General features: G+C 38.0%; 21 protein-coding genes and 1 pseudogene. 13 read left to right on the top strand and 9 right to left on the bottom strand.

The features are described from left to right. Positions 1–116 precede the first annotated feature (116 nt). On the top strand, positions 117–896 hold the full coding sequence (nudC, locus tag ACLCEG_RS14095; protein ID WP_049066176.1) for an NAD(+) diphosphatase: 780 nt from the start codon (positions 117–119) through the stop codon (positions 894–896). A 97-nt stretch (positions 897–993) separates the two neighbouring features. Here the strand turns inward: nudC and ACLCEG_RS14090 are convergent, their stop codons facing one another. After that, positions 994–2,349, bottom strand: a complete 1,356-nt coding sequence (locus ACLCEG_RS14090; protein WP_410567965.1) for an amino acid permease — start codon at positions 2,347–2,349, stop codon at positions 994–996. A 378-nt stretch (positions 2,350–2,727) separates the two neighbouring features. Between ACLCEG_RS14090 and prpF the strand changes: the two genes are divergently transcribed. The 3 genes from prpF (at position 2,728) to ACLCEG_RS14075 (ending at position 5,415) form a co-directional block, all read left to right on the top strand. After that, the gene (prpF, locus tag ACLCEG_RS14085; protein WP_410567963.1) at positions 2,728–3,915 is read left to right on the top strand and encodes a 2-methylaconitate cis-trans isomerase PrpF; all 1,188 of its coding nucleotides are present in this window, start codon (positions 2,728–2,730) and stop codon (positions 3,913–3,915) included. Between the two features lie 160 nt (positions 3,916–4,075). Beyond that, on the top strand, positions 4,076–4,987 hold the full coding sequence (locus ACLCEG_RS14080; protein WP_410567961.1) for a polyprenyl synthetase family protein: 912 nt from the start codon (positions 4,076–4,078) through the stop codon (positions 4,985–4,987). Positions 4,988–5,046: 59 nt separating this feature from the next. After that, entirely contained in the window at positions 5,047–5,415 is a 369-nt protein-coding gene (locus ACLCEG_RS14075; protein ID WP_410567959.1) for an MmcQ/YjbR family DNA-binding protein, read from the top strand. 69 nt (positions 5,416–5,484) lie between these two features. On the opposite strand, the gene ACLCEG_RS14070 is transcribed toward ACLCEG_RS14075, so the two are convergent. The 4 genes from ACLCEG_RS14070 to ACLCEG_RS14055 all read right to left on the bottom strand — a co-directional run bounded on the left by ACLCEG_RS14070 (position 5,485) and on the right by ACLCEG_RS14055 (position 8,546). After that, positions 5,485–6,339 (bottom strand): SPFH domain-containing protein, encoded by an 855-nt coding sequence (locus ACLCEG_RS14070; protein WP_002051299.1) that lies wholly within the window; start codon positions 6,337–6,339, stop codon positions 5,485–5,487. Positions 6,340–6,367: 28 nt separating this feature from the next. Then, entirely contained in the window at positions 6,368–6,829 is a 462-nt protein-coding gene (locus tag ACLCEG_RS14065) for an NfeD family protein (protein ID WP_207692767.1), read from the bottom strand. Between the two features lie 105 nt (positions 6,830–6,934). Next, positions 6,935–7,852 (bottom strand): patatin-like phospholipase family protein, encoded by a 918-nt coding sequence (locus ACLCEG_RS14060; RefSeq protein WP_410567958.1) that lies wholly within the window; start codon positions 7,850–7,852, stop codon positions 6,935–6,937. Between the two features lie 67 nt (positions 7,853–7,919). Beyond that, entirely contained in the window at positions 7,920–8,546 is a 627-nt protein-coding gene (locus tag ACLCEG_RS14055) for a lysophospholipid acyltransferase family protein (RefSeq protein ID WP_410567956.1), read from the bottom strand. Positions 8,547–8,673: 127 nt separating this feature from the next. Here ACLCEG_RS14055 and ACLCEG_RS14050 point away from each other — a divergent pair, with 127 nt between their 5' ends. The 6 genes and pseudogenes from ACLCEG_RS14050 (at position 8,674) to ACLCEG_RS14025 (ending at position 15,653) form a co-directional block, all read left to right on the top strand. Beyond that, the gene (locus ACLCEG_RS14050; RefSeq protein WP_410567954.1) at positions 8,674–9,921 is read left to right on the top strand and encodes an MFS transporter; all 1,248 of its coding nucleotides are present in this window, start codon (positions 8,674–8,676) and stop codon (positions 9,919–9,921) included. Between the two features lie 80 nt (positions 9,922–10,001). Then, positions 10,002–10,191, top strand: a pseudogene (locus tag ACLCEG_RS14045) (hypothetical protein). 272 nt (positions 10,192–10,463) lie between these two features. Next, positions 10,464–11,771 (top strand): DcaP family trimeric outer membrane transporter, encoded by a 1,308-nt coding sequence (locus ACLCEG_RS14040; protein WP_410567952.1) that lies wholly within the window; start codon positions 10,464–10,466, stop codon positions 11,769–11,771. Positions 11,772–11,954: 183 nt separating this feature from the next. Beyond that, positions 11,955–13,604, top strand: coding sequence for a phosphoethanolamine transferase (locus ACLCEG_RS14035; protein WP_410567950.1), 1,650 nt, complete (start codon positions 11,955–11,957; stop codon positions 13,602–13,604). 14 nt (positions 13,605–13,618) lie between these two features. Beyond that, positions 13,619–14,293, top strand: coding sequence for a DNA-binding response regulator PmrA (locus ACLCEG_RS14030; protein ID WP_004705846.1), 675 nt, complete (start codon positions 13,619–13,621; stop codon positions 14,291–14,293). 25 nt (positions 14,294–14,318) lie between these two features. Beyond that, complete coding sequence (locus ACLCEG_RS14025) at positions 14,319–15,653, top strand: ATP-binding protein (RefSeq protein ID WP_151741553.1); 1,335 nt, start codon at positions 14,319–14,321, stop codon at positions 15,651–15,653. On the opposite strand, the gene ACLCEG_RS14020 is transcribed toward ACLCEG_RS14025, so the two are convergent. The 3 genes from ACLCEG_RS14020 to ACLCEG_RS14010 form a co-directional block, all read right to left on the bottom strand. Continuing rightward, positions 15,650–16,348: a phosphatase PAP2 family protein gene (locus ACLCEG_RS14020; RefSeq protein ID WP_410567948.1), complete on the bottom strand. Its 699-nt coding sequence runs from the start codon at positions 16,346–16,348 to the stop codon at positions 15,650–15,652. The two genes, ACLCEG_RS14025 and ACLCEG_RS14020, sit on opposite strands and share 4 nt — an antisense overlap. A 259-nt stretch (positions 16,349–16,607) precedes the next feature. Then, complete coding sequence (locus ACLCEG_RS14015; RefSeq protein WP_039250071.1) at positions 16,608–17,795, bottom strand: ammonium transporter; 1,188 nt, start codon at positions 17,793–17,795, stop codon at positions 16,608–16,610. A gap of 306 nt (positions 17,796–18,101) precedes the next feature. Further along, positions 18,102–18,986 (bottom strand): LysR family transcriptional regulator, encoded by an 885-nt coding sequence (locus tag ACLCEG_RS14010; protein WP_410567946.1) that lies wholly within the window; start codon positions 18,984–18,986, stop codon positions 18,102–18,104. A 115-nt stretch (positions 18,987–19,101) separates the two neighbouring features. Between ACLCEG_RS14010 and ACLCEG_RS14005 the strand changes: the two genes are divergently transcribed. The 3 genes from ACLCEG_RS14005 to ACLCEG_RS13995 all read left to right on the top strand — a co-directional run bounded on the left by ACLCEG_RS14005 (position 19,102) and on the right by ACLCEG_RS13995 (position 22,367). After that, positions 19,102–20,007, top strand: coding sequence for an AEC family transporter (locus tag ACLCEG_RS14005; RefSeq protein WP_410567944.1), 906 nt, complete (start codon positions 19,102–19,104; stop codon positions 20,005–20,007). Positions 20,008–20,102: 95 nt separating this feature from the next. Beyond that, positions 20,103–21,119: a molecular chaperone DnaJ gene (locus tag ACLCEG_RS14000; RefSeq protein WP_410567942.1), complete on the top strand. Its 1,017-nt coding sequence runs from the start codon at positions 20,103–20,105 to the stop codon at positions 21,117–21,119. 174 nt (positions 21,120–21,293) lie between these two features. Continuing rightward, positions 21,294–22,367 (top strand): GTP pyrophosphokinase family protein, encoded by a 1,074-nt coding sequence (locus tag ACLCEG_RS13995; protein ID WP_410567940.1) that lies wholly within the window; start codon positions 21,294–21,296, stop codon positions 22,365–22,367. A gap of 43 nt (positions 22,368–22,410) precedes the next feature. Here the strand turns inward: ACLCEG_RS13995 and ACLCEG_RS13990 are convergent, their stop codons facing one another. Beyond that, a complete protein-coding gene (locus ACLCEG_RS13990; protein WP_410567938.1) occupies positions 22,411–25,308 on the bottom strand; it encodes a valine--tRNA ligase in 2,898 nt (965 codons plus the stop codon). Positions 25,309–25,327 lie beyond the last annotated feature (19 nt).

The raw sequence follows: 25,327 nt of genomic DNA, 5'->3' as shown, positions 1-25,327 counted from the left end.
AAATAAATTGAAGATGTTTGCCAGTATGCGTAAGATTTTTGAAAAATATGTTTTAAGTCTGATCCTTTTGAAGGAGCTATAGAGGCCGTCGAAAGGTTCTTCACTCGAGTATATAAATGGATACCAACAACCTTCCTATTGCTTATATTTTTCAGCAGCAACAACTTTTGGTTGATGCGAATTTTAATTTGCCTTGCCTTCAACAGCAGGAACATGATTTACATATACAAGCAGACCCTCAAGTAATAGCAAGAGATTTCCAAGAAGGTGAACCTATACCAAATGGATATCAGTTCATACCTATTCGCCAACTCTTGCAGTATTGGACTAAATCGCAGTTTGAACAGGCGAGTCGTGCTTTTCAGTTACTAGAGTGGCGTCGTAATCATCAGTTTTGTAGTCGTTGCGGACATAAAACCCAGCAGCATAAGACTGAATATTCTATGACTTGTCCTGCATGTAATTTTAGTCAATATCCTAGAGTTAACCCTTGTGTGATTACTATTATTACACGTGGAGAGAACGAGATTTTGCTGGCTAAAAATGCCAGAAATACAACCCAGATGTATAGTTTAATCGCTGGCTTTGTCGAGGTAGGGGAAACACTAGAAGATGCCGTTCGACGTGAAACATTAGAAGAAGTTGGATTGCACATTAAGAATATTCAGTATTTGGCGAGTCAACCATGGCCATTTCCGAGTAACTTAATGTTGGCTTTTAAAGCTGAATATGAAGCGGGCGAAATTGAAATTCAGGAGAAAGAGCTCAGTGATGCTCAGTTTTTCAAATTTGATCAGTTACCTGAAATTCCATTTAAAGGCAGTATTGCGCATGCAATGATTATGCATGTTATTCATGGCACACCTGTCGCTGATGATACGAAACAGTGGCTCTAAATAGACATTCAAATATGGTTTTAATCTTATCGTCTTAAATAAAAAAGCCATTGTCGAGACAATGGCTTTTTTCATGTTTTAAATACAAATGTTCAGATTATTGTTCTTTAGCATTGAGTACTTTAAACAAAATAAACATAAGAACAATCCAGATCGGAATCATCATTACTGACTCTTTGAAGCCTTGAGTCCACATAATATAGAGAACCACAGCAATAAACGCTAAAACTAAGTAATTACTAAAAGGTGACCATAACGCTGGAAAAGATGTCTTAATATTCGCGTGCTTAACAAAGCGTCTATACTTCAAATGTGTAATTGATATCATTGCCCAGTTTAGAACAAGTGCGCCAACCACAACGTACATGAGATGTCCAAGAGCATCTTCAGGTACAAAGTAATTCAAAAGAACACAACCAAAGATTAATAAAGCAGAAAGCAGAACAGCGGGAATAGGAACCCCCTGTTTATTGGTTTTTGCAAAAACTTTTGGTGCATTACCTTGTTGAGCGAGACTGTATAGCATACGACTATTTGCAAACATCCCACTGTTATAAACAGATAGAGCAGCAGTTAAAATAATAAAGTTCAGTAAGTGTGCAGCCCAACCAATTCCCATTTGGCTAAAAATCATAACAAATGGACTTTTATCGAGACCGCCAAGATCTAATTGGTTCCATGGCACTAATGAAAGTAAGATCGCTAGTGAACCGATATAGAAAATCAAAATACGGAAAACGACTTGGTTAATTGCTTTTGGAATCGTTTTTTTTGGATCTTTTGCTTCTGCTGCGGCCATACCAATCAGTTCAATACCACCAAAGGCGAACATCAAGAAAGCCAACATATAGAAGAGGCCGCTAAAGCCATTTGGAAAAAATCCACCATGAGACCAAAGGTTACTAAATGAAATATTTGAGCCTACATCTGCTGTAAATAGCAAATAGAGTCCAAAAACAATCATAGAGATGACCGCAGCAACTTTGATAATAGCGAGCCAAAATTCGGACTCACCATAAAATTTGACGTTTGTTAGGTTAATTGCCGTAATCACGACAAAGAAAAATAAGACAGACGTCCACGCTGGAATATGAGGCCACCAATAATTAATATATTTGGCTACTGCGGTGAGTTCGCTCATCGCAACCAGAACGTAGAGTATCCAATAATTCCATCCAGTTAAAAATCCAGGAAATTTCCCCCAGTATTTATACGCAAAATGGCTGAACGATCCTGCAACAGGTTCTTCAACAATCATTTCTCCCAGGTGGCGCATAATTAAAAAAGCAATTAAGCCACCAATGGCATATCCTAAAATAATGGATGGTCCCGCAGATTGAATCACTTGCGCCGAGCCTAAAAATAATCCGGTACCAATTGCTCCACCCATAGCAATTAATTGGATATGTCGATTTTTTAGTCCTCGTTGAAGTGTAGAAGATTCGTTGGTCAAAGGTCTTCACTCACTATGAATAAGTAAATTATTCTAATAGATGGAGTTATTTTAGCCTAGACTACAAATTAATAAGGCGTGACTGAAAAGTAATTGTAAAAACTATTTAAAATCATAATGTTGCTTTTAATATTTCTATTTCGAGTGAAAACTACTCTAAAAAATATAATTTCAGATAGACTTTTTTTCTTAGATTTTGCTTAGATTAAGTCATTGCAAGAGCATTGTTAAATTCACAAAATATGCTCGCGTCAATACGATTGATGTATAAAGCAGATCGCTATCTCTTGACCTTAAAACAATTTAAGATGAAGAGAAGGGTAAACAAGAATGCTTGTTTTGATATAGAAGAACATAATAGTAAGGATAACAGTTGATATGAGCTCAGTACCGCAAATTAAAATTCCAGCAACTTATATGCGTGGTGGAACTAGTAAAGGTGTCTTTTTTAAGCTTGATGATTTGCCCGAAAAAGCCCAAGTTGCAGGTCAAGCAAGAGATCAGCTGTTACTACGTGTAATTGGTAGTCCAGATCCTTATGGAAAACAAATTGATGGGATGGGAGGAGCCACTTCGAGTACCAGCAAAACTGTTATTCTCGCTAAAAGCACTCAGCCAGATCATGATGTTGATTATTTGTTTGGTCAGGTTTCAATTGATCAAGCTTTTGTAGATTGGAGTGGTAACTGCGGTAATTTGACTGCTGCTGTTGGTTCTTTTGCGATTTCAAATGGCTTAGTTGATGCCAATCGTATTCCAGAAAATGGCCTCTGTACTGTTCGAATTTGGCAAAAAAATATTCAAAAAACGATTATTGCACATGTGCCTATTACCAATGGACAAGTTCAAGAAACTGGAGATTTTGAACTGGATGGGGTGACATTTCCTGCCGCTGAAGTTCAAATTGAGTTTTTAGACCCAGCCGATGATGGTGAAGACGGCGGCGATATGTTCCCGACAGGAAATATCGTTGATGAATTAGATGTTCCTGATATTGGCCGTTTCCAAGCGACATTCATTAATGCTGGTATTCCAACTATTTTCTTAAATGCAGAAGATTTAGCTTACCAAGGTACAGAATTACAAGATCATATTAATAGTGATGCAACTGCACTAGCACGTTTTGAAAAAATTCGTGCCTATGGTGCGGTACAGATGGGTTTGATTAAAGATATTTCAGAAGCGGCTGCGCGTCAGCACACACCCAAAATTGCTTTTGTTTCTAAACCGAAGAGCTATACGGCATCAAGCGGTAAAAACGTTTCAGAGAGTGATGTCGACTTACTCGTTCGAGCTTTGTCGATGGGTAAACTTCACCATGCCATGATGGGCACAGCAGCTGTAGCAATTGGTACGGCCGCTGCTATTCCGGGCACATTGGTAAATTTAGCAGCTGGTGGTGGAGAACGTGAAGCAGTGCGTTTTGGACATCCATCTGGAACATTACGTGTTGGTGCTCAAGCCGAGCTTACAAATGGCCAATGGGTTGTGAAAAAAGCGATTATGAGCCGTAGTGCACGTGTCTTAATGGAAGGCTGGGTTCGAGTTCCGGGCGACAGTTTCTAAAAGTTATTTAAATGAAAGAGCCTCTCTACTATAGAGAGGCTCTTTTGCATGTGGCATCCATAACACATCACGCACTTTTTACAGCGAATCGTGTATGATGTAGTACACGAATGTTTCATAACATTTAATAAAATTTCTCTACTGATTTTACGAGGCGACTGTGTCATCACTCTCTCAAGTTAATGCGGATGTTTTAAAACAAGCTCAACAACGTATTCAACAAGATTTATTGACAACACTCGCTGCATTTTCAATTCCTGAACCTTTAAAAAACGCAGTACACCATGCCGTTATGCTAGGTGGAAAACGTGTTCGTCCGGCTTTGTGTTACGCCACAGCTTCTTTACAAGATAATCCAAATTTTGCTGCTGCTCGCCGTGCTGCAGTTGCAGTTGAACTTATTCATTGTTATTCGCTAGCGCATGATGACTTGCCTTGTATGGACAATGACTTGCTTCGTCGTGGTCAGCCAACGTGTCATGTAGCATTTGGTGAAGATACCGCTTTACTTGCAGGCGATATTTTACAGTCCATGGCTTTTGAGGTTTTAGGGAGTCGTTTGTTTGATGAGCAAGGGCAGGGAACTGATGCTGCAATTGTATTAAAGCAAATTCAAATTTTAGCAACAGCCAGCTCTAAAATGGTTTGTGGACAGGTTTTAGACCTACAAGCTGAAGCTAAACAAATTTCTCAAGATGAACTAGAAAATATCCATCGTAATAAAACGGGGGCGCTTATTCAGGCGGCTATTATGATGGGGGCAGTGACACTTTTCTCTGGAACAGATCAGGCAATTCCAAAATTGCGCCAATACGGACAAGCAATTGGACTGGCTTTTCAGGTGCAAGATGATATTTTAGACATTACCTCAAGCACTGAAACTTTAGGTAAAACTGCGGGTAAGGATGAACAAGTACAAAAGTCGACTTATCCTGCTTTAATGGGACTTGAGCAAGCACAGGTGTATGCAAAAGAGTTGCATGACCAAGCTTTTGAGGCTTTAGCGCATTTTGGTGAAAATGCAAAAGAGTTAGTTGAGATTTCACAGTTCCTTTTGGCCCGTACCAACTAATATAAAATCAAATTTATAATCCTGCTTGTATTCATATTTAATGAATAAAGGAGATAAGAATGAATGGTGATCAGCTCCATCAAGTTGCAATAGAGATTGCGTGTAATCTTCCTTTTAGTGAGCAAAGCCAGCCCTTTGGTCCTGAATGCGACGTCTTTAAAATTTTAGAAAAGGTGTTTTTATTAGTAGGGGAAGGAACGGGCACAAAAATGATTACTGTTAAATGTGATCCATATAAAAGTCAGGAATATCAGGAGCTTTATTCATTTATTATTCCGGGGTATCACATGAATAAAAAACACTGGATCTCTATTACTCCGCATAAAAACTTAACTCGTGATTTACTTCAAGATTTGCTTCAAGATTCTTATGACTTAGTCGTAAAAAAGCTACCTTTGAAAGATCAAAAAAGATTAAACAACCAATAATACTCAATATGAAAACGGCGACCATCAGGTCGCCGTTTTTATTTCAATGACTTATTGAAAGCAGTTAAATTAATTATGCTTTCCCATAATGCCACGGATTGTATTTAAAACATCGGCAGGTAATACAACAGTTTTAGCATTGCTCGATTTCGCCATGTCTTGCATTGCTTTAACGTACTGTTCACCTAATAGATAAGCGACAGGTGTTTCTTTGTCACCGACTGCGCTTGTTACCATTTCAATCGCTTTTTGAGATGCTTCTGCTAAGACAACTTGTGCTTCTGCATCACGGCGAGATGCTTCTAAACGACCATCTGCTTCTAAAATTGCAGCTTGCTTTTCACCGTCAGCTCTAGTCACTGTAGCACGACGTTGACGTTCAGCAGCGGCTTGAGCTTCCATAGCAGCTTGCATGGTTGAAGATGGCTGAATATCTTGAATTTCTACAGTTTTTAAAGTGATACCCCAATCCGAAATATCATCAGAGATTGCAGCTTTGAGCTTCGCTTTAATGTGATCTCGTGAAGACAGTGCATCATCTAGATCCATTTCACCCACAATAGAACGTAATGAAGTCTGTACAAGGTTTTGAATGGCCCATGTATAGTTTTCAATACCGTACACTGCTTTTTCAGGGGTTGTTAAATTGATATAGGCTACTGCATTCATAAGCAATACAGCATTGTCACGGGTAATCACTTCTTGAGATGGAATATCCAGCACAATATCCTTAGTGGTGACTTTATAAGCTACGTCATCAATATAAGGAATAACAAAGTTCAACCCCGGATTAAGCGTGGAATGATATTTCCCTAAACGCTGAACAATCCATTTATAACCTTGAGGAACAATACGTACCCCTTTAAAAATAGTAACTGCTACAAAAGCCAAAAAGGCTAAAACAATAATGGTACCAACTGGCATGAAAATAACCTCTCTTTATCTTTAATGTTTATGAAGTACTGTGGGGCTGGACAATTAAGTCATTGCCCGAAATATCAATGACACGGACTCGATCACCGACTTTCACAGGGCTAGTGCTGCGACAGTTCCATTCATCGGCCCCTAAAATAGGCATAGGGAAACGGACAATAATTTGGTCATGAGTAAGTCCGGTTTGAATCACCATACCAATTTGTCCAATGGTGGCCTCACGAGGTAAACCTGCTTTAGTTCTATCAATTGATAAGGGTTTAATAAATTTGAACCAGAGAAGCGTGCATAGCACCGATAAAATAATCCACAATACAATTTGGGTTGTAAGGCTAATATCTGGAAATAACCAATAGAGAAAGCAAACCATAATGGCTGCAATACCAAACCAGAGAGCGGCAAAAGCAGGGATAATCAGCTCAGAAAGAATAAGTAAGATACCCAATACAAACCAGTGCCAAGGTTCTACAACAAACTCCATAGATCTGCTCTTTTATATATCTTTATGATGGGTAAAAGTGATCTCATATCACTTTTACCACTGTAGCAGATGATGGTAGGTGTGGATAGAAAAAAACCACCTCAATTAAAATTTAGGACGTGGTGCTGGCTTAAATGCGGCTGGAGATTTTTTGAAATTCGCAATGGCAGTTTCAATTTGACGAATTTGACCTTGAGCAGCTTTCTCACCCTCTAAAATAGCTTCATTGCTTGATTTTAAATCGAGTGTACCTAGGTGTCCGACTTTAGGTTGGATGACTACGTTTGCTAGCTTTAACTCTTCATTAATACTTTGTTGACCCATAATATTAATGGTTTGATCAAGCAATCCCCACATATTCGCTGGGCGATTCCCTGCTGGACGTGCTGAAATATCAACCGCAATCACAATATCTGCACCCATATCACGTGCTGTTTTTACAGGAATTGGGCTAACTAATCCGCCATCTACATATTTTTGATTACCAATAGTAGCAGGTACAAATACGTTTGGAATACTACAAGACGCACGTACGGCTTGACCTGCATTACCTTTAATGAAGTCAGCTTTTTGACCATTATCAAGGCGAGTTGCTACCGCGGCAAAACGAATTGGGAATTTCTCAATCGGCTTGTTGCCCACGTTACGGTTCACATAGTCTTGTAGCTTTTGCCCAAGAATAATACCTTGGCGATTAAGCGTTAAATCACGAATATCAGATTCTTGCAGTTTAAGTGCAAGATTTTGGAGCTGATAAGGTGTTTGTCCGCTGGCATAGATACTTCCTACAAAACTGCCGGCACTTGTACCCGTAACAATTTTAGGCTTAATACCATGTGATTCTAAAACCTTGATAACACCAATATGTGAAAATCCTTTTGCTCCACCGCCACCTAAGGCAAGTGCGATTACTGGTTCGCGTGCTTTAACTGAAGTGGTCAGTGTTGGTGTTTTGCTGAACTTATCACAGCCGAATAGGGCTAAAGAGATAAATCCGATACTGGCAAATTGAGCAATTTTCATCTTTAAAAAACAATCTATGGCAAGATAAATTAAGATGGCTCATCAGACCAGATTCGTTCAATTTTTGCTAGGTTTTTTTCACAAGATTTTGTAAAGGCTCCGCAAGCCAATTACGATTTTTCGGTGATATTTTTCCTTTATAACGCTCAAAAATCTTTTGTAGATCTTCATCATAGTTGCCACTTGGATTTAAGTGTCCTAAGCAGTGAATAGTTTTACGATCATAATCAAAAGAAAACATCACAATCGGAATATTGGCTTTTGCAGCAATATGATAAAAACCACTCTTCATTTTTTTTGCTTTCTTACGTGTGCCTTCAGGTGCCATGCCAATCCAAATTTTGTCATAGTCTTGAATCGTGGCAACAACTTGTTTCGTCAGACCATTAGCAGAGTCACGTTTTACAGGAATAACACCAGCCCAATCTAGAGCGCGTTTAAACGGTGGCTTAAATAGACTGTCTTTGCCCAGTACCGTGATTTGAATACCCAATCCAAAAATGGCAAGAAAACCATACCAGCCATCAATATTAGATGTATGGGGAGAAATAATAGCTACTGCTTTAGGAAAGTTGGGTACTTCACCTTCTATGGTCCAGCCTTGAGCCAAAAAAAGTTTTTTAAATAATGCCCGACTTAAAGCATTACCACGTTGAGGTACCTCTGGAGGGAGGGTAGGGAAATGTTGTTCCATATTTTTAAGTTTTAAATCATCCTTTGTTTTATCTTAATCTTTTGAAATCTGTGCTTCATTGGCAAAATGTAAGACCGCACATGGTATTTCATGTGATTACCGCATAAAGAAATAAAAGTAGGTATATATGTTTCGACAGCAAAATCTTTATTTTTTGCTATTTTCCCTTTATTGGGCACAAGGCTTACCTGTGGGGTTTATGACCCATGCCTTGCCTGTCATATTAAGAGCCCAAGGTGTTTCACTAGCACATATTGGTGGTTTTGGGCTGCTCATGCTGCCTTGGTCAATCAAAATATTTTGGGCACCGTGGGTAGACCGTCATGCGATTTCACGCTTAGGACATTATCGGAGCTGGATTTTACCTACTCAGCTTTTGACGGTGGCCGTACTTTGTGTTTTATCTTTCTTTCCCATTCAAGCCTTAGATCAGCCGCTGTACTTATTTATATTTTTTATTGCACTGTTATTTATGAACTTGACGGGCGCAACACAAGATATTGCAACCGATGCTTTAGCTGTTAATTTATTGCAACACGATCAGCAGCATTGGGGAAATACTTTTCAAGTTGTAGGTTCTCGGCTTGGTTTTATCGTGGGTGGGGGAGCTGTGCTGTGGTGTTTAGACTGGTTGTCATGGCAGCCGACATTTTTATTACTAGCTGCTTTAGTCTTCGTCAATACGCTACCAGTTTTACTATTTAAAGAACCTGTTCATAGTTCTCATTCTACTAATGAACCTAGCCAGCTAAATTTAGTCACAAAAATTAAGGCTTATTTGAGTTATTTTTCTCAAAATAAAGAACTTCGATCTTGGTTAATGGTACTTATCACTTTTAAAGTGGCCGATGGCTTAGCTGGGCCGTTACTCAAACCCTTAATGGTTGATATGGGATTAAGTTTTACCCAAATTGGTGTTTACATCACTATGCTAGGCGCTGTAGCTGCTTTAGTGGGGGCATTTATTGCGGGTTGGGTGTTAAAGCACTTTTCTAGACCAACTACATTAATTAGTTTTTCAATATTAAAAATTATGAGTTTAGGTGCCTATGTTTATTTGGCTTATGCTTACGAGCAAAAGATAAAAATAAATGCATCGCTTATCTATATTATAAATGCTTTAGAAGATGCCTTTGCCGCTATGTTACTCGTTGTAATGTTAACCTTAGTCATGCATTACAGTCGAAAGAACTATGCAGGCACTGATTTTACTTTCCAAGTTTCGGTCATGGCGACAGTAAGTGGTGGTCTTTATACTTTGAGTGGTGTTATTGGAGATGTATTTGGTTATTTCCATTATTTGATAGCTATTGTCACTATTGCTGTACTATTTTTAATTCCTATTTACGTATGGAAAGCAACAAAAACTGTATAAAAAATGATATTAAGTCGATGAAATAAAGAGACTTAAATCAGCTTAAGTTATGTTAAAAAATGGTGGTTATGTATTTAGTCATTCTTTTAAAAATGTATATTTTTAGCTATTCAAATAGCTTATTAATTGTGCCATCTTGTTTGAATAGCAAATGGAGGCTAGATGGAGAAAAGGGATGCGGATAACAAGAAAAATCATGTGAATCAATCGATTTGGATAAAAGAATATTCAATTAGACTGTATATTAGCCTAAAGTCTAAAAAAGAATAATGAAATAATGATTTAATCATTCTATAAGATAAGAGAGTTGTGTAGGATTCGTTACAACATGAAGTTAAGGTAAAAGTTCTGTAAACAAAAAGCTGTTTTGATTTTTTTGATTTGGAATTTTTAATCTTACCCAGCGTTAAAATTGGTTTTGATTGCGGTAATAAAATTAATGCAATCAAATTTGGAGAAGAGTTGATTTTTTAGTGCTCAATGGTCACACGAATCAACTTGGCATGGATAAGCGACATAAAATATATTTTTAGGAGTTTTTGATGGATCTATTCCTTAATCGTAAATCGTTTGTTGTTAAAAGTTTAGCTATTACAGTAACAGCTTTAATGATGAGTGGGGCAAATGCGGCAACCTCTGAAAAAGAGGAAATTCAAAAACTTCGTCAAGAAGTTGAAGCATTAAAAGCATTAGTTAAAGAACAGCGTCAAGTACAACAGCAGCAGCAACAAGTCCAGCAACAACAGCAAGTACAGTTAGCTGAAGTTAAAGCACAGCCACAACCAGTTGCTGCGTCAGCTTCGCCATTAGCTGGATTTAAATCTAAAGCTGGTGCCGATGTAAACCTTTATGGTTTTGTTCGTGGTGATGCTAACTATATTATCGAAGGTGCGGATAACGACTTTGGTGATGTTAGTAAGACTGATGGTAAAACAAAAGATAAATTACGTGCGACTGCCAAAACTACACGCCTTGGTTTAGATTTTAATACCCCTGTTGGCGATGCTAAAGTTGGCGGTAAACTCGAAGTCGATTTTGCAAGTAGTGACAATAGTAAATCTGAAAACTTACGTATTCGTCATGCTTACTTAACGTATAACGACTGGTTATTTGGTCAAACGACATCTAACTTCTTATCAAGTCATGCACCAGAAATGATCGACTTCTCGACAAATATTGGTGGTGGTACCACACGTGTTCCACAAGTACGTTATAGCTACAAATTAGCGCCTGCAACTCAATTGTTTGTTTCTGCTGAAAAAGGTGATAGCAGTTCAGCGGCAGCAGGTGACACTATTAAATATAGCTTACCTGTATTAACTGCTAAAATCACTCAAGGTTATGCAGAAGGTAAAGGTTCTGCATCAGCTCGTGCTTTAGTTGAAAACTATAAGTCATCACTTGGTGGTGATAATAAAACTGGTTGGGGGATTGCGGCAGGTACAGACTTTAAAGTTTCTGATCCTTTAAAGTTATTTGCTGATGCATCTTATGTAGTAGGTAATAGTAACTATTTATACGGTAGTAACAAGGCTTATACACTAGTAAATGGTGATATTGAACAAAATAAATTTGTTGCCGTACAAGTAGGCGGTACTTATAAAATTTTACCTAACTTACGTTCAACTTTAGCGTACGGTGCACAGTTTGCAGATGATGGCACTGATTATGCAGCAGCATATAAAAAAGATGGTAATGAAAAAGTTCAACAAGCATGGATCAACTTTATCTATACGCCTGTTAAACCAATTGATTTAGGTCTTGAATATATCAATGGTAAGCGTGAAACGTTTGAAGGTAAGTCTTACAAAGATAACCGTATTGGTTTAATGGCTAAATATAGCTTCTAATTTTTCAAAGATTTAAGTATGAAAAAGTCGAGGTTCTAGTTAACCTCGACTTTTTATTTGTAGTTGAGTTAAATAACACTAAGCGCTTAAAAATGGTTTATACCGATCATTCTAGTATTTAAGTCATTTTTAAGTTTCAATTTTTACATTAGAAGATCATAAAAAAGGTCGTAGTAACCAGAGATGCTGAGTTTTTTTTCTAAATTAAGAAATAAGCAGATTTCCCTGTTTATGTTCAACGTCATTATAGCCATTTGGTTAGGAGCAATTCTAAATATTGGTTTTTATAAGAAAGTTCACCTGTTAACACCATATTTAGGTATAAAAGCAACCTTATTTTTAGCGGCTACCGTAGTGATTGTTGTGGCTACCTATTATGCAGCTTTACAAATTTTAAACTGGAAATGGACAGCCAAATTTTTTGCCATTTTGTTGATATTTATTGGTGGATTTAGCTCATATTTTGTAAATACTTTGGGTGTGATTGTTTCACCTGACCAAATTCAAAATATCGTGCAAACAGATGTCTCTGAAGCTACAGATTTACTTTCTTTGCGTTTTGGACTTTGGACCATCTTCTTTGTGGTTTTACCTATTTTTTTGATTACTCAGGTCAAACTCAAATCAGAAAAAATACTTCCGCTTTTACTTAAAAAAGTACTTTCAATTGCTCTTGCATTTGCGGTCGTAGGTGGCTTGCTGTTTACTTATTATGTCGATTTTGCAGCAATATTTAGAGAGCATCGTGACTTAAAAGGAATGATATCACCTCAAAATACCATTTCTTCGGTCATGTCTTATTACCGTAAAAAAGCACCTAAGAAAAATCTTCCACTTGTGAAATATGGTGAAGATGCTCATCAAGTGCAACAAACTCAGAAAGATTTACCTAAGCTTATGGTGCTTGTAGTGGGTGAAACCGCGCGTGCTGAAAGCTTCTCGCTTAATGGTTATGCCAAAAATACAAATCCAGAGCTTTCCAAACAAGATATTTTAAACTTTTCACAAGTGACATCCTGTGGTACGGCAACAGCAGTTTCTGTGCCATGTATGTTCTCTGGTATGTCACGTGCTGATTATGATGAGCAATTAGCGGGTCACCGCGAAGGATTACTGGATATTGCTAAACGTGCAGGCTATCAAGTGACTTGGATTGATAATAACTCAGGTTGTAAAGGCGCATGCGATCGCGTTGAACAATATCAAATTCCAGAAGAGTTAAAGCAAAAGTGGTGTAAAGATGATGAATGTCTTGATGGCATTCTGGTTGATAGCTTAAAACAGTATTTGGCTTCTATTCCAAAAGATGATAAGCGTCCACGTTTAGTTGTATTACATCAGATGGGTAGCCACGGGCCAGCATATTACAAGCGTGCACCTGATGGGTTCCAACCATTTAAACCAACTTGTGATACCAATGCGATACAGGGTTGCTCGCCAGCTGAACTCGTAAATACTTATGATAATACAATCGTATATACAGACCATGTATTGAACCAAATGATTAATACTTTAAAAGAAGTATCGAATTATCAAACAGGTTTCTGGTATTTATCTGATCATGGTGAGTCGACAGGTGAACATGGTATGTATTTACATGGTTCACCATATTCAATCGCACCGAGCCAACAAACGCATATTCCAATGATTATGTGGTTCTCTGATGGTTGGAAACAACATAATCTTGCTCAAGTAAATTGTTTAAACAAACAAACCAAACAAAAGTTAAGTCAGGATAATTTATTCCCAAGTTTGTTAAGTTTGTTGGATGTAAAAACTCAGGTCATCAACCCTCAACTCGACATGTTGCACTCTTGTGCCAATGTAAACTAAAGCGAGCCTAGAACATGACAAAAATCTTGATGATTGAAGATGATTTTATGATTGCAGAGTCAACGACTACGTTGCTGCAATATCATCAATTCGAGGTGGAATGGGTCAATAACGGTTTAGATGGTTTGGCCCAACTGGCAAAGAATAAGTTTGATCTCATTCTTTTAGACTTAGGCTTGCCAATGATGGATGGTATGCAGGTGTTAAAGCAGATCCGTCAAAGAGCAGCAACACCAGTCTTGATTATCTCTGCACGTGACCAGTTGCAAAACCGTGTTGATGGTTTAAATCTGGGAGCAGATGATTATTTAATTAAGCCTTATGAGTTCGATGAGTTACTCGCTCGCATTCATGCATTATTACGCCGTACAGGGGTAGAAGCTCAACTTGCGAGCCAAGATCAACTCTTAGAAAGTGGTGATCTGGTTTTAAATGTTGAACAGCATATTGCAACATTTAAAGGGCAACGTATTGATTTATCAAACCGCGAGTGGGCAATTCTGATTCCGCTTATGAGTCATCCAAATAAAATTTTCTCGAAAGCTAATTTGGAAGATAAGTTATATGATTTTGATAGTGATGTGACTAGCAACACGATTGAAGTATATGTCCATCATTTAAGAGCAAAGTTGGGTAAAGACTTTATTCGAACGATCCGAGGGTTGGGTTACCGTTTAGGTCAATCATAATTTAAGATTTCGGGACTTCATGAACGTGCATTATTCACTAAAAAAGCGACTGATTTGGGGCACCTCAATCTTCAGTGTGATCTTAGGTTGTATTTTGATTTTTAGTGCATATAAGGTTGCACTTCAAGAAGTCGATGAAATTTTAGATACTCAAATGCAGTACTTAGCCGAAAGAACGGCTGAGTACCCCTTAAAAGCAGTAAGTAGCAAGTTTGATTTACATCGAACTTACCACGAAGAAGATTTATTTTTAGATATCTGGGCTTATAAAGATCAGGCTAATTTATCTCATCGTCTTCACTTACTGGTTCCTCCTGTCGAGCAAGCTGGTTTTTATTCACATAAAACCGCTGAGGGTGTAGTCCGAACATATGTTCTACCGTTAAAAGACTATCAAATTCAGGTGAGTCAACAAGAACGTGTTCGTGAAGCTTTCGCATGGGAGCTTGCAGGCAGCATGTTCATCCCTTATTTAATTATTTTACCTTTTGCGATATTTGCCTTGGCCGCTATTATTAGTCGTGGTTTAAAACCAATAGATGATTTTAAAAATGAGTTAATGGAACGAGATTCTGAGGAATTGACACCAATTGAGGTGCATAATTATCCTCAGGAGCTTTTGCCTACCATTGATGAAATGAATCGTCTGTTCGACCGTATTTCTAAAGCACAAAATGAACAGAAGCAATTCATTGCAGATGCTGCCCATGAACTACGAACACCTGTTACTGCATTAAACTTACAAACCAAGATTTTGCTAAGTCAGTTCCCTGAACATGAGTCGTTGCACAACTTAAGCAAGGGGTTGGCACGTATTCAGCATCTAGTTACACAGCTTTTGGCACTGGCAAAGCAAGACGTAACGCTTAGTATGGTTGAACCTACAGGCTATTTTCAGCTTAATGATGTGGCTTTAAATTGCGTTGAGCAGTTAGTTAATTTAGCCATGCAAAAAGAAATCGATTTAGGCTTTGTGAGAAATGATCCTGTTGAGATGCATAGTATTGAACCTACTGTGCATTCGATTATTTTTAACTTAATTGATAATGCGATTAAATACACACCGCATCAAGGCGTTATTAACATTTCAGTTTATACCGACCCAGATAACTACGCATGTATTCAAATTGAAGATAGTGGTGCAGGTATAGACCCTGAAAATTACGATAAGGTACTTAAACGTTTTTATCGAGTACACCATCATCTAGAAGTAGGAAGTGGTTTAGGTTTATCAATTGTAGACCGTGCAACTCAAAGACTTGGTGGAACTTTAAGTCTCGACAAGAGTTTAGAGCTTGGTGGTCTTTCTGTTTTAGTGAAGTTACCTAAAGTACTACATGTAAATGAAACAAGAGCTTAACTAAGCTCTTGTTTTAATTGTTTTTCGAACTCAAAGCGATGAATACAAATCGCATAAAATAAAATATTGACTGCCCAAACGACCCAACCAGTCCATAAGTTATGACTTAAGAAATGTGCTCCTCGCATCATTTGTGCCCAGCCCATCATAAAACCCAATAAAATGCCTGCAATTAAATAAAAGTAAGCACGTTTAGGTTGTTCAAGGCGATAAACAAAATAACCAGTCATGATAATAAAACCAGCACTAGCGTGGCCACCCGGGAAACAATGACCGTGTTTCGCCGTAAAGTCCCAAATATAACCACCTAAACTGTTAGGATGAACCATATTCCAAGGGCAGGCATGAGCAGATTGTGACTTGAGTAGACCAACAACACCGCTACCGATCATACTGACAAAAAACATATAACCATATTGCCAGCGATATATTTTTAGCTTTTCTACTTTAAATGAAGCAAGCCAGAGGCCAAAAAACATAATATAAACCGCAGTAATAATATCTTTTACGATTTGATGATTAAGTCTTTCAAGATACCAATTTTCCCGATTAAAAAATTGACCAGTTGAATCAATCCAAGGTTGGATAAGATACATATCAATTTTTCCACCCACTGGAAATACAAATAAAAGTATAAAAAAAGTGATGGTAAGAAAAATAAGCTGAAGCTGAAAAAAATGTTTTTGTTGATTCATTGTGTTGTAACATCAATTTAAGCGTGAATTGAAGGCATTACATAAAATAAAACTTAAATTGTTCTTAAACTATTTAATATTTCATCTATAAATCTTAAGATAATATTAAAATTAATATATTTTTCAATATTCTAAATTGATTAAATAAAGACTTAAAAGAATATTTTTTAATCAATAATTAGTGTTTTTATTTAAGAAGTTTTACTTATATAGCGCAGTATGAAGCAGGATATTTAAATCCTGCTTCATAATCGCTGAATTAAAACATACCTTCTTCAGAGTTGGCAGAGATTTTATGAATAGATAAATCTGCACCTCTAAACTCATCTTCTTGAGATAAACGAATACCAATAGTTGCTTTAAGTAAGCCATAAACAATAAAGCCACCAGCGAGTGCAATGGCAATAGCGAGTGCTGTTCCAATCAATTGAGAAATGAAAGATACGCCGCCTAAACCACCCAGCCATTTTTGACCAAACAGGCCCACTGCAATACCACCGAATGCGCCGCAAACACCATGTAATGGCCATACACCTAGTACATCATCCACCTTGAGTTTATTTTGAGTATAGGTAAATAGGTATACGAACATTGCACCAGCTGCACCACCAATAACAAGCGCACTGACTGGATGAACAATGTCAGATCCTGCACAGATTGCAACTAAGCCAGCAAGTGGACCGTTATGTAAGAAACCAGGGTCATTTCTTCCAATTGCATTTGCGGTAATGGTTCCGCCCACCATTGCCATGAGTGAATTAATAGCGACTAGGCCCGAAATGGCATCAAGACGTTGAGCGCTCATTACATTAAAGCCAAACCAACCTACAATTAATATCCATGAACCAAGTGCCAAAAATGGAATTGAAGAAGGAGGGTGAGCACTTACACGACCATCTTTCTTATAACGACCAGAACGTGCACCCAATAAAATAACTGCAGCAAGTGCAATCCAACCGCCCATAGCATGCACTACAACTGAACCAGCAAAGTCGTGAAAAGCTGCACCAAAAGTTGTTTCTAACCACTTTTGTAGACCGTAGTTTCCATTCCAGACCATACCTTCAAAAAAAGGATAAACCAAACCAACTAAAGCGAGCGTTGCAATTGCTTGCGAACGCATTTTTGCGCGTTCAGCAATACCACCTGAAATAATCGCAGGAATTGCCGCAGCAAAAGTAAGTAAAAAGAAACAACGCATGAGGTTGTAGCCATGATCACTTGCTAGGGCTGTGCCGTCATGGAAGAAATGCTGGCCATACGAAATGTAATAGCCAACAAAGAAATAGGCGATGGCAGAAAGGGCAAAGTCAGTCAGAATTTTACTAAGCGCGTTCACCTGATTTTTGTGGCGAACTGTACCAAGTTCCAAGAATGCAAAACCTGCGTGCATGGCTAGAACCAAAACTGCACCAAGTAATAAGAAAAATAGATCTACATTTTGCATAGCATGCTCGAAAAAAGTGCTAAATTCCATTTTGGAACAAATCTGGGTCTGTAAATTGCACCAAAATAGATTTAAGGAATCTAAAAACCTAAGTTTGTCGAAACAAACTCAATTGCATAAAAGTGAATATGCAATAAGCGCACCAATTTGGATTGTAAAATTAATTTATGGCGATAAATGGTGCGTTAATTTGCTTAAAATACGCTGTTATGGCACATTTTTATGATAAAAGTCATCTAATTTGCTTATAAAATGACCTAAATGAGTTCGTTATTAAAATACAAAACGAATTAAATTCTGACTAAATTATTGATTAGACCAAACCTCTTGAGCAACCTCTATGAATGCTTTTACGGCTGGACTGATGTGTTTTTTGTTTTTTACTGCAAGGCCAATAGAGCGTTTAAGGTTCGGTTTAAAAGGCCGTTTAATTACATTTGGATAAAGTGAGAGTAACTCTTTGGTGATGACCATATCAGACACAATGGACACCCCCAACTGGTTGTGAACCATGCTCACAATACTCAAAATTTGTGAAACATAAAATTTAATGTCTGGCTTCACATTAAAGTTTTTTAAAATTAATTCGACCTGATGTCGACTACCCGCCATTGTCATAATAAAAGGGCAGTTTTCTAGCTGTGCTGGATCAATATAGAGTTGCTGTGCGAGCGAGTAACCATTCGGAATTAAAGCAACAAAACGGTCTTCAATTAAAGGGAATGTATCGAATCGCTCATCTGGCATAATTAAAAAACCAACCTCTATGCGCCGTTCCAATAACCACTGAGCAACTTCTTTATCTTCACCTTCATCGATATAAATTTCGATTTTGGGGTAACGCTGCCGAAAAGTTTCTAAAATTTCAGGTAATAGATAAATAGATGATGATGCCCCAAAAGAGCCAATACGTAATGTACCTTCGTTCAAACCGTGGATAGCAGCCACTTCTTTTTCTAATGTATCGGAAATACTCAATAGCTCTTTTACATGAGTCAATAACTGCTGACCTGTCGTGGTCAGTTCAATATCGCTTTGAGTTCTTGAAATTAGGTTAATGCCCCATTGTTGTTCTAATGATTTAAGCGCATGAGAAACTGCTGACTGAGAAATTCCCAGCTTTTCTGCGGTAGCTGTAAAGCTTTTTAGTTCAGCAATGAGTGCGAAAATTTCAAGTTGGGTAAAGGTCATGTTGTATTTGTTATGAGTAAAAACTCATTTTATCATGAGTTTTCATTATCTTTAATATATGAGTAAGCCAAGGTTATTGCCAAACAGCAAGCCTCAACAAAACTCGAGTAAAGAAATGAATAGCATTGTTTTATCTCTATTTCCCTTAGTTGCATTAATTGCATCGGGATACTTATTTAAAAAATATCGTTTTTTTAGCGATGAGTTTTGGGCTGGGGCAGAGAAGCTTAATTACTATATTTTATTTCCCGCTTTGCTTTTCAGTACGTTATCGACCGCGAAAATTGACTTACAAAGCTTGAGTACAGCGATTATTGCGATGTTGATTGTGGTCTTAGCTGTGACCGCATTTTTATACATACTCCGAATGTTTTGGCATATACCGCCTGCACGTTTTGGTGTGCATGTACAAAGTATGGTTCGCTTTAATACTTATATTGGTTTGGCCTTAGTGACTTCACTTTTTAAAAGTGAAGGAATGGCAATACTGGCAATTTTATTGGCACTTTGCATTCCACTTGTGAACGTTATTTCGGTGCTCGCTTTAACTTCTAAAGAACACATGGCAATTAAACCTGTTTTGATTGCACTTCTTAAAAATCCTTTAATTGCATCGTGTGTGGTTGGGGCAGTAGTCAATGCACTTCATATCCCAATTTGGGAAGGCTTTACTCAGTTTATTAAGCTTTTTTCAGTGTCGAGTTTGCCACTAGGTTTGTTATGTGTTGGCGCAGCTTTACAGTTTATGCAAATTAAAAAAGACATTGTGGTATTGGCAGCAGACACATTTGCTCGACTTTTAGCAGTACCTGCCTTGGCTTACGCGGTCTGTACGTGGTTTGGTTTACCAAGTTTGCAAACACAAATTTTAGTTATTTTCTTTGCGCTACCGACTGCTTCTGCTTCATACATTTTAACTAAAGTTTTGGGTGGTGATAGTCAGCTCATGGCAGCCGTGATTAGCTTTCAAACCTTATGTGCTGCCGTGACTTTGCCATTAGTGATTTGGTGGATTTCTTAAGATATAAATCTTTAGTTTGACTCGTATTTAAAGAATGCTTGGCTACCTTCCACATCTGATTATTGCTACACTTTTTCTTTTTCGGGTGGATGAGTATGTCCTTTGATCTCAAAGTGAGCTTGCAGCAAAGGTCTGAACCGTCTGCACAGCAGAAAAAACTGAATCGCCTGATTGATAAAATAGAACAGCAAAAAGTTAGCCTGAGCACTTGGCAAAATGCGCAAGCCGAGATTCAACAGCATATTCGGCAAAAATTGATGCCTGTGTACAGCGATTTGCATGAAGTGTTATTTCAGCAGTTAGAGCAACTTTGGAATATGCTGCATAGCCATGAGTTTTCCAAAGCAGATATACAACAACTCGATGAAAAAATTGCTCAGCTTGCACAAATGTTGCAGCGTTCAAAAATGCTATCTGCTGAACAGTTAGAGTTAGTGAGGCAGATCGATACCTTTTATCAGCAACATACACAAGAGTCGGTAAAAAAGAATAAAAAAGCTCAGTCAATAAAATCTGAATATGAAGAAAGCGTTGATCAAGGTTCAGAGTTTGAAGAAGACTTTGAACAGTATGCTGCCGAGCAACAACAAGCGCGAGAACAAGCCAAACAGCAAAGACAGCAACAAAAACTTGAACAAGCCGAGCAAATGGCAGCGCAGTCACTCAAAACAGTCTATTTAAAAATTGCCGCGATGATTCACCCAGACCGTGAGCAAGATGAAACAAGGAAACAGGAAAAAACTGAGTTGTTCCAACAGGCAAGTCAGGCCTATGAAAAGCAGGATTTGTTTTATTTACTCAAACTCCAGTTACAGCTTGAACAGAATAAAGGGCTAGATGCTAAAGAGTTATCTACCGAGCAGTTGCGGTTTTATAAACTTGCTTTGGATGCACAAAGTCAGCAGCTTGAAAGCCAAATTGCAGATATTTTGGATTCTTTTCAGTTAGCGAAGAATGTGAAAGCAGAGCATGTACATATTAGTGACGTTTATAAAGCTGTAGATGCTGATTGTGCTGAGTTAAAGCAGCAGTTGAAATGGGAAAAGGAACGTTTAAAGCATATGAAAAAGGTGAGTGGGGTAGAGATGTTGTTGGGGCATGGGGTTTTGTAAAACCTAATCTGATCTTCACATAAAAGAAGAGAAAATAATGAAATCAAATGAGGAATTAGTTAAATATATTGTCCTATTGTGATAGAAATGAAGAGTTGAAGTTAGATTTATAAAAAGTATTTTTTATAATAGAGTTTTTAAAAAGAGCTTAGATCAATAAATTAAGGGATTATTATGAATTCAAAAGTTGAGATTAAAAATAAAGAAGACCATGGACTTTGGTATGACAATAATATTGATCCCTACAAAGGACTAGCAGAAATTATTGCTGTAACCTTAAAAAATTCACTAATTTCCCAAAAAATTAGTTTCGTTGATGTACCTTATCGTCCAAAAACTAAAAAAAGTTTTTTGAAGAAAATTGAAGATAAGTTAACTGAAAAAGATTATAGCCCTGAATCTATGACTGATTTAGCTGGTATCCGCGTTATCACATTAATTGAATCCGATGTTCAAAAAGTATGTGATTTAGTTAGTAAAATGTTTAACGTACATCAGGCTGATAGTGTTAATAAATCTGAAAAATTAGGTGAAGAAAAAGTTGGTTATCGTTCAGTTCATTTTGTTTGTGATGTAGGAGAAGATAGGGAAAAACTACCTGAGTTTTCCGCTTATAAGGGGCTATGCTTTGAAATTCAAGTTCGAACAGCGTTGGAGCATGCATGGGCTGAAATTGAACATGATCGTGGTTATAAATTAGGTGGAAAGTTGCCATCCCATCTTAATAGACGCTTTAAACTTCTTTCAGGCTTATTGGAATCAGCTGATTTAGAGTTTAATCGACTAACAGTTGAAATTGAGGAATATGCAAAAAAATTAAATGAACAAATTAAAAAGAATAATTTGGATTATGAATTAACAAACGTAGGTCTATTAGTACTTTTATCTGACAAATTTGGTAAATATATAAAATATAAAAACAAAAATAATAAGAATCCATATTCTATTGATTTGGGAATTACAGAATTATATAAGTTTGGAATAAATAATTTAAAAGAGTTTGATAAGGTGGCAAGTGCTTATACAAGTCAATATGATTTTGGGGAGGAAAATAGTGCAGTAGGATTTATTAGGCTGTTATTAATGTTTGTTGATATTAATAAGTATTTTGATGAAGTATATGTTGCATCTGATAAAAAATGGTCTGTTATATTGAATGATAATATTCAGATATTAGAGCAAAAATACTCTAGAGAAGAAATCGAAACAATATTGAAAAGACATAGTATTAAGATAATACATTTGTAAAAAATCCCCTCAAATGAGGGGATTTTTGAATCAAATTACTACATTAAAGCGCAGCAATCTGCTCCATATTCGCTTTAACTTTCTCTAACTGAGCAGCAAATTCAGCAAGCTTCGCTTTTTCACCTTCAACAACCGCTGCTGGTGCTTTAGATACAAAGCCTTCATTTGCAAGTTTGCCCGCGATTTGGTCGTGTTGCTTTTGGATTTTATCCAAGTCTTTTTGCAAACGAGTAAGCTCAGCTTTAGGGTCGATTAAGCCTTTCATTGGTACAAATACCGATGCATGGCTAACAACGCTAGAGCAAGATAAAGGTGGTTCTTGGTCTTTATTCAAGAATTCAATGCTTTCAACTTTAGCCAATGCTTTGAACAATCCTTCAATACGAATGATTTGTTCACGTTCAGCGTCAGATGTGTTTTGAAGTAATACTGGCAATAAGCGTGCATTACCTAAGCCTAACTCACCACGAATGTTACGCACTGCACCAATCAAACCTTGAAGCCATTGCATGTCTGCTTCAGCTTGTTCATTGATTTTTGCTTGCTCAGGAATAGGGTATTGAGCAGTCATAATCGTTGGGCCGCCTTGACCAAGCATTGGTGCAAGAGTTTGCCAGATTTCTTCTGTTAAATACGGCATAAGCGGATGAGCCAAACGTAATGAAGCTTCCATCACAGCAAGCAATACACGGCGTACTTCAGCTTTACGCTCTTCTGACACTTCTGCATCATTCAGAACTGGCTTGGTTAACTCAACGTACCAGTCACAGTATTCATTCCAGATAAAGTCGTAAATCGCTTGAGCAGCGAGGTCTAAACGATACGTTGCAAACGCTTGATGTACAGCAGCTTCAGCTTTTTGCAGACGGCTCATAATCCATTGTTCTGGAAGTTCCCAAAGGTCAGGGCGAGCGTCAGTACCAACAGTTTGACCTTCAACATTCATCAGAACGAAACGAGTCGCGTTCCAGATTTTGTTACAGAAGTTACGGTAGCCTTCAACACGTTTTAAGTCGAACTTGATGTCACGACCAGTGTTTGCAAGCGCACAGAACGTGAAACGAACTGCGTCAGTACCATAAGCATTGATACCTTCTGGGAACTCTTTACGCGTTGATTTTTCAATCTTCGTTGCATCTTTCGGGTTCATTAAGCCAGTTGTACGTTTTGCAACTAAGCTTTCTAAATCAATACCGTCAATCAAGTCTAATGGGTCAAGTACGTTACCTTTAGACTTCGACATTTTTTGACCTTCACCATCACGTACCAAGCCGTGAACGTAAACAGTCTTAAATGGAACTTGAGATGAACCATCTTCATTTTTCATGAAGTGCAGGGTCATCATGATCATGCGGGCAACCCAGAAGAAAATGATGTCAAAACCAGTCACCAACACATCTGTTGGGTGGAAGGTTTTTAAGAAATCATTCGCTGCATCTTTTTGCGCATCGCCAGTCCAACCTAAAGTTGAGAATGTCCAAAGTGCAGATGAGAACCATGTATCAAGAACGTCTTCGTCTTGTTTAAGTTCAACGTCAGCAGCGATGTTATTTTTCGTGCGTACTTCTTCTTCGTTACGACCTACATAGATGTTGCCATTTGCATCGTACCAAGCTGGAATACGGTGACCCCACCAAAGCTGACGTGAAATACACCAGTCTTGAATGTCACGCATCCACGCCATATACATGTTGCTGTACTGCTCTGGAACAAACTTAATGCGACCATCTTGAACTGCTTCAATTGCAGGCTCAGCAAGCGGAGCAATTTTTACGTACCATTGGTCAGTCAGTAACGGCTCAATGATCACGCCTGAACGGTCGCCACGTGGCGCTTTTAAATCATACGGTTGGATTTGATCTAACCAGCCTTCCGCTTCCGCTTGAGCAACTAATTTTTTACGTGCTTCAAAACGCTCTAAACCAGCATATTCCGCAGGTGCAGTAATGGTTTTAGAAATTTGTTCACCAGCTTTGGCAATATATTCAAACTCACCTAAAACTTCGGCGTTTTTGTTGAAGATATTAATGATAGGCAAGCTATTGCGTTTACCTAGGTCATAGTCATTGAAGTCATGAGCAGGGGTAATTTTTACACAGCCAGTACCGAAGTCTTTTTCAACATAGTCGTCAGCAACGATCGGAATTAAACGACCTGTAATTGGTAATACAATGTTTTTACCAACAAGGTGTGCATAGCGCTCATCTTCTGGGTGAACGGCAACAGCAGTATCACCGAGTAAAGTTTCAGGACGAGTCGTTGCAACGACTAAATAGTCTTTGCCATCTTGAGTTTTAACTGATTTGTCTTCAAAGAAATATTTAAAGTGCCAAAGTGAGCCTTTTTCTTCTTTGCTTTCTACTTCAAGGTCAGAAAGGGCGGTTTGAAGTTTAGGGTCCCAGTTTACAAGGCGCTTACCGCGGTAAATTAAACCGTCTTCGTGCAAACGAACGAATACTTCTTTAACTGCGTTTGATAAACCCTCATCCATCGTGAAGCGTTCACGTGACCAGTCTACAGATGAACCTAAACGACGAATTTGTTTGGTAATTGTGCCGCCAGATTGTTCTTTCCATTCCCAAACTTTTTCGATGAACTTTTCACGGCCTAAGTCGTGACGAGTTACACCTTGTAAGCCAAGTTGACGCTCAACAACCATTTGAGTTGCAATACCAGCATGGTCTGTACCTGGTTGCCACAACGTGTTTTTACCCATCATACGGTTATAACGGGTGAGGGCATCCATAATAGCATTGTTAAAACCATGGCCCATGTGCAAACTACCAGTGACGTTTGGTGGCGGAATCATGATACAGAATGATTCACCGTGACCAGAAGGTTTGAAGTAACCTTGTTCTTCCCACGTTTTGTACCACTTCTTTTCGATCTCGGTTGGATCGTATGTGGTGGCAATATTTTGAGCGGTTTGAGCGTCAGACATAGTAGCTTAGATCGAATAT

Origin of the sequence: Acinetobacter sp. H1(2024), assembly GCF_046557555.1 — a bacterium.
Taxonomy (GTDB): Bacteria; Pseudomonadota; Gammaproteobacteria; order Pseudomonadales; family Moraxellaceae; genus Acinetobacter; species Acinetobacter seifertii.
Note: the sequence above shows the minus strand (reverse complement) of the source record. Positions and strands in the feature narration are given on the sequence as shown.

Excerpts from the sequence above, each read along its gene's own strand:
- ACLCEG_RS14000 (WP_410567942.1), top strand. The coding sequence starts at position 20,103 with ATGTCCTTTGATCTCAAAGTGAGCTTGCAGCAAAGGTCTGAACCGTCT.
- ACLCEG_RS14005 (WP_410567944.1), top strand. The coding sequence starts at position 19,102 with ATGAATAGCATTGTTTTATCTCTATTTCCCTTAGTTGCATTAATTGCA.
- ACLCEG_RS14035 (WP_410567950.1), top strand. The coding sequence starts at position 11,955 with ATGCTGAGTTTTTTTTCTAAATTAAGAAATAAGCAGATTTCCCTGTTT.
- ACLCEG_RS14040 (WP_410567952.1), top strand. The coding sequence starts at position 10,464 with ATGGATCTATTCCTTAATCGTAAATCGTTTGTTGTTAAAAGTTTAGCT.
- ACLCEG_RS14010 (WP_410567946.1), bottom strand. The coding sequence starts at position 18,986 with ATGACCTTTACCCAACTTGAAATTTTCGCACTCATTGCTGAACTAAAA.
- ACLCEG_RS13995 (WP_410567940.1), top strand. The coding sequence starts at position 21,294 with ATGAATTCAAAAGTTGAGATTAAAAATAAAGAAGACCATGGACTTTGG.
- ACLCEG_RS14030 (WP_004705846.1), top strand. The coding sequence starts at position 13,619 with ATGACAAAAATCTTGATGATTGAAGATGATTTTATGATTGCAGAGTCA.
- ACLCEG_RS14060 (WP_410567958.1), bottom strand. The coding sequence starts at position 7,852 with ATGAAAATTGCTCAATTTGCCAGTATCGGATTTATCTCTTTAGCCCTA.
- ACLCEG_RS14075 (WP_410567959.1), top strand. The coding sequence starts at position 5,047 with ATGAATGGTGATCAGCTCCATCAAGTTGCAATAGAGATTGCGTGTAAT.
- ACLCEG_RS14020 (WP_410567948.1), bottom strand. The coding sequence starts at position 16,348 with ATGAATCAACAAAAACATTTTTTTCAGCTTCAGCTTATTTTTCTTACC.
- prpF (WP_410567963.1), top strand. The coding sequence starts at position 2,728 with ATGAGCTCAGTACCGCAAATTAAAATTCCAGCAACTTATATGCGTGGT.
- ACLCEG_RS14055 (WP_410567956.1), bottom strand. The coding sequence starts at position 8,546 with ATGGAACAACATTTCCCTACCCTCCCTCCAGAGGTACCTCAACGTGGT.
- nudC (WP_049066176.1), top strand. The coding sequence starts at position 117 with ATGGATACCAACAACCTTCCTATTGCTTATATTTTTCAGCAGCAACAA.
- ACLCEG_RS14050 (WP_410567954.1), top strand. The coding sequence starts at position 8,674 with ATGTTTCGACAGCAAAATCTTTATTTTTTGCTATTTTCCCTTTATTGG.
- ACLCEG_RS14065 (WP_207692767.1), bottom strand. The coding sequence starts at position 6,829 with ATGGAGTTTGTTGTAGAACCTTGGCACTGGTTTGTATTGGGTATCTTA.
- ACLCEG_RS14070 (WP_002051299.1), bottom strand. The coding sequence starts at position 6,339 with ATGCCAGTTGGTACCATTATTGTTTTAGCCTTTTTGGCTTTTGTAGCA.
- ACLCEG_RS14015 (WP_039250071.1), bottom strand. The coding sequence starts at position 17,795 with ATGCAAAATGTAGATCTATTTTTCTTATTACTTGGTGCAGTTTTGGTT.
- ACLCEG_RS13990 (WP_410567938.1), bottom strand. The coding sequence starts at position 25,308 with ATGTCTGACGCTCAAACCGCTCAAAATATTGCCACCACATACGATCCA.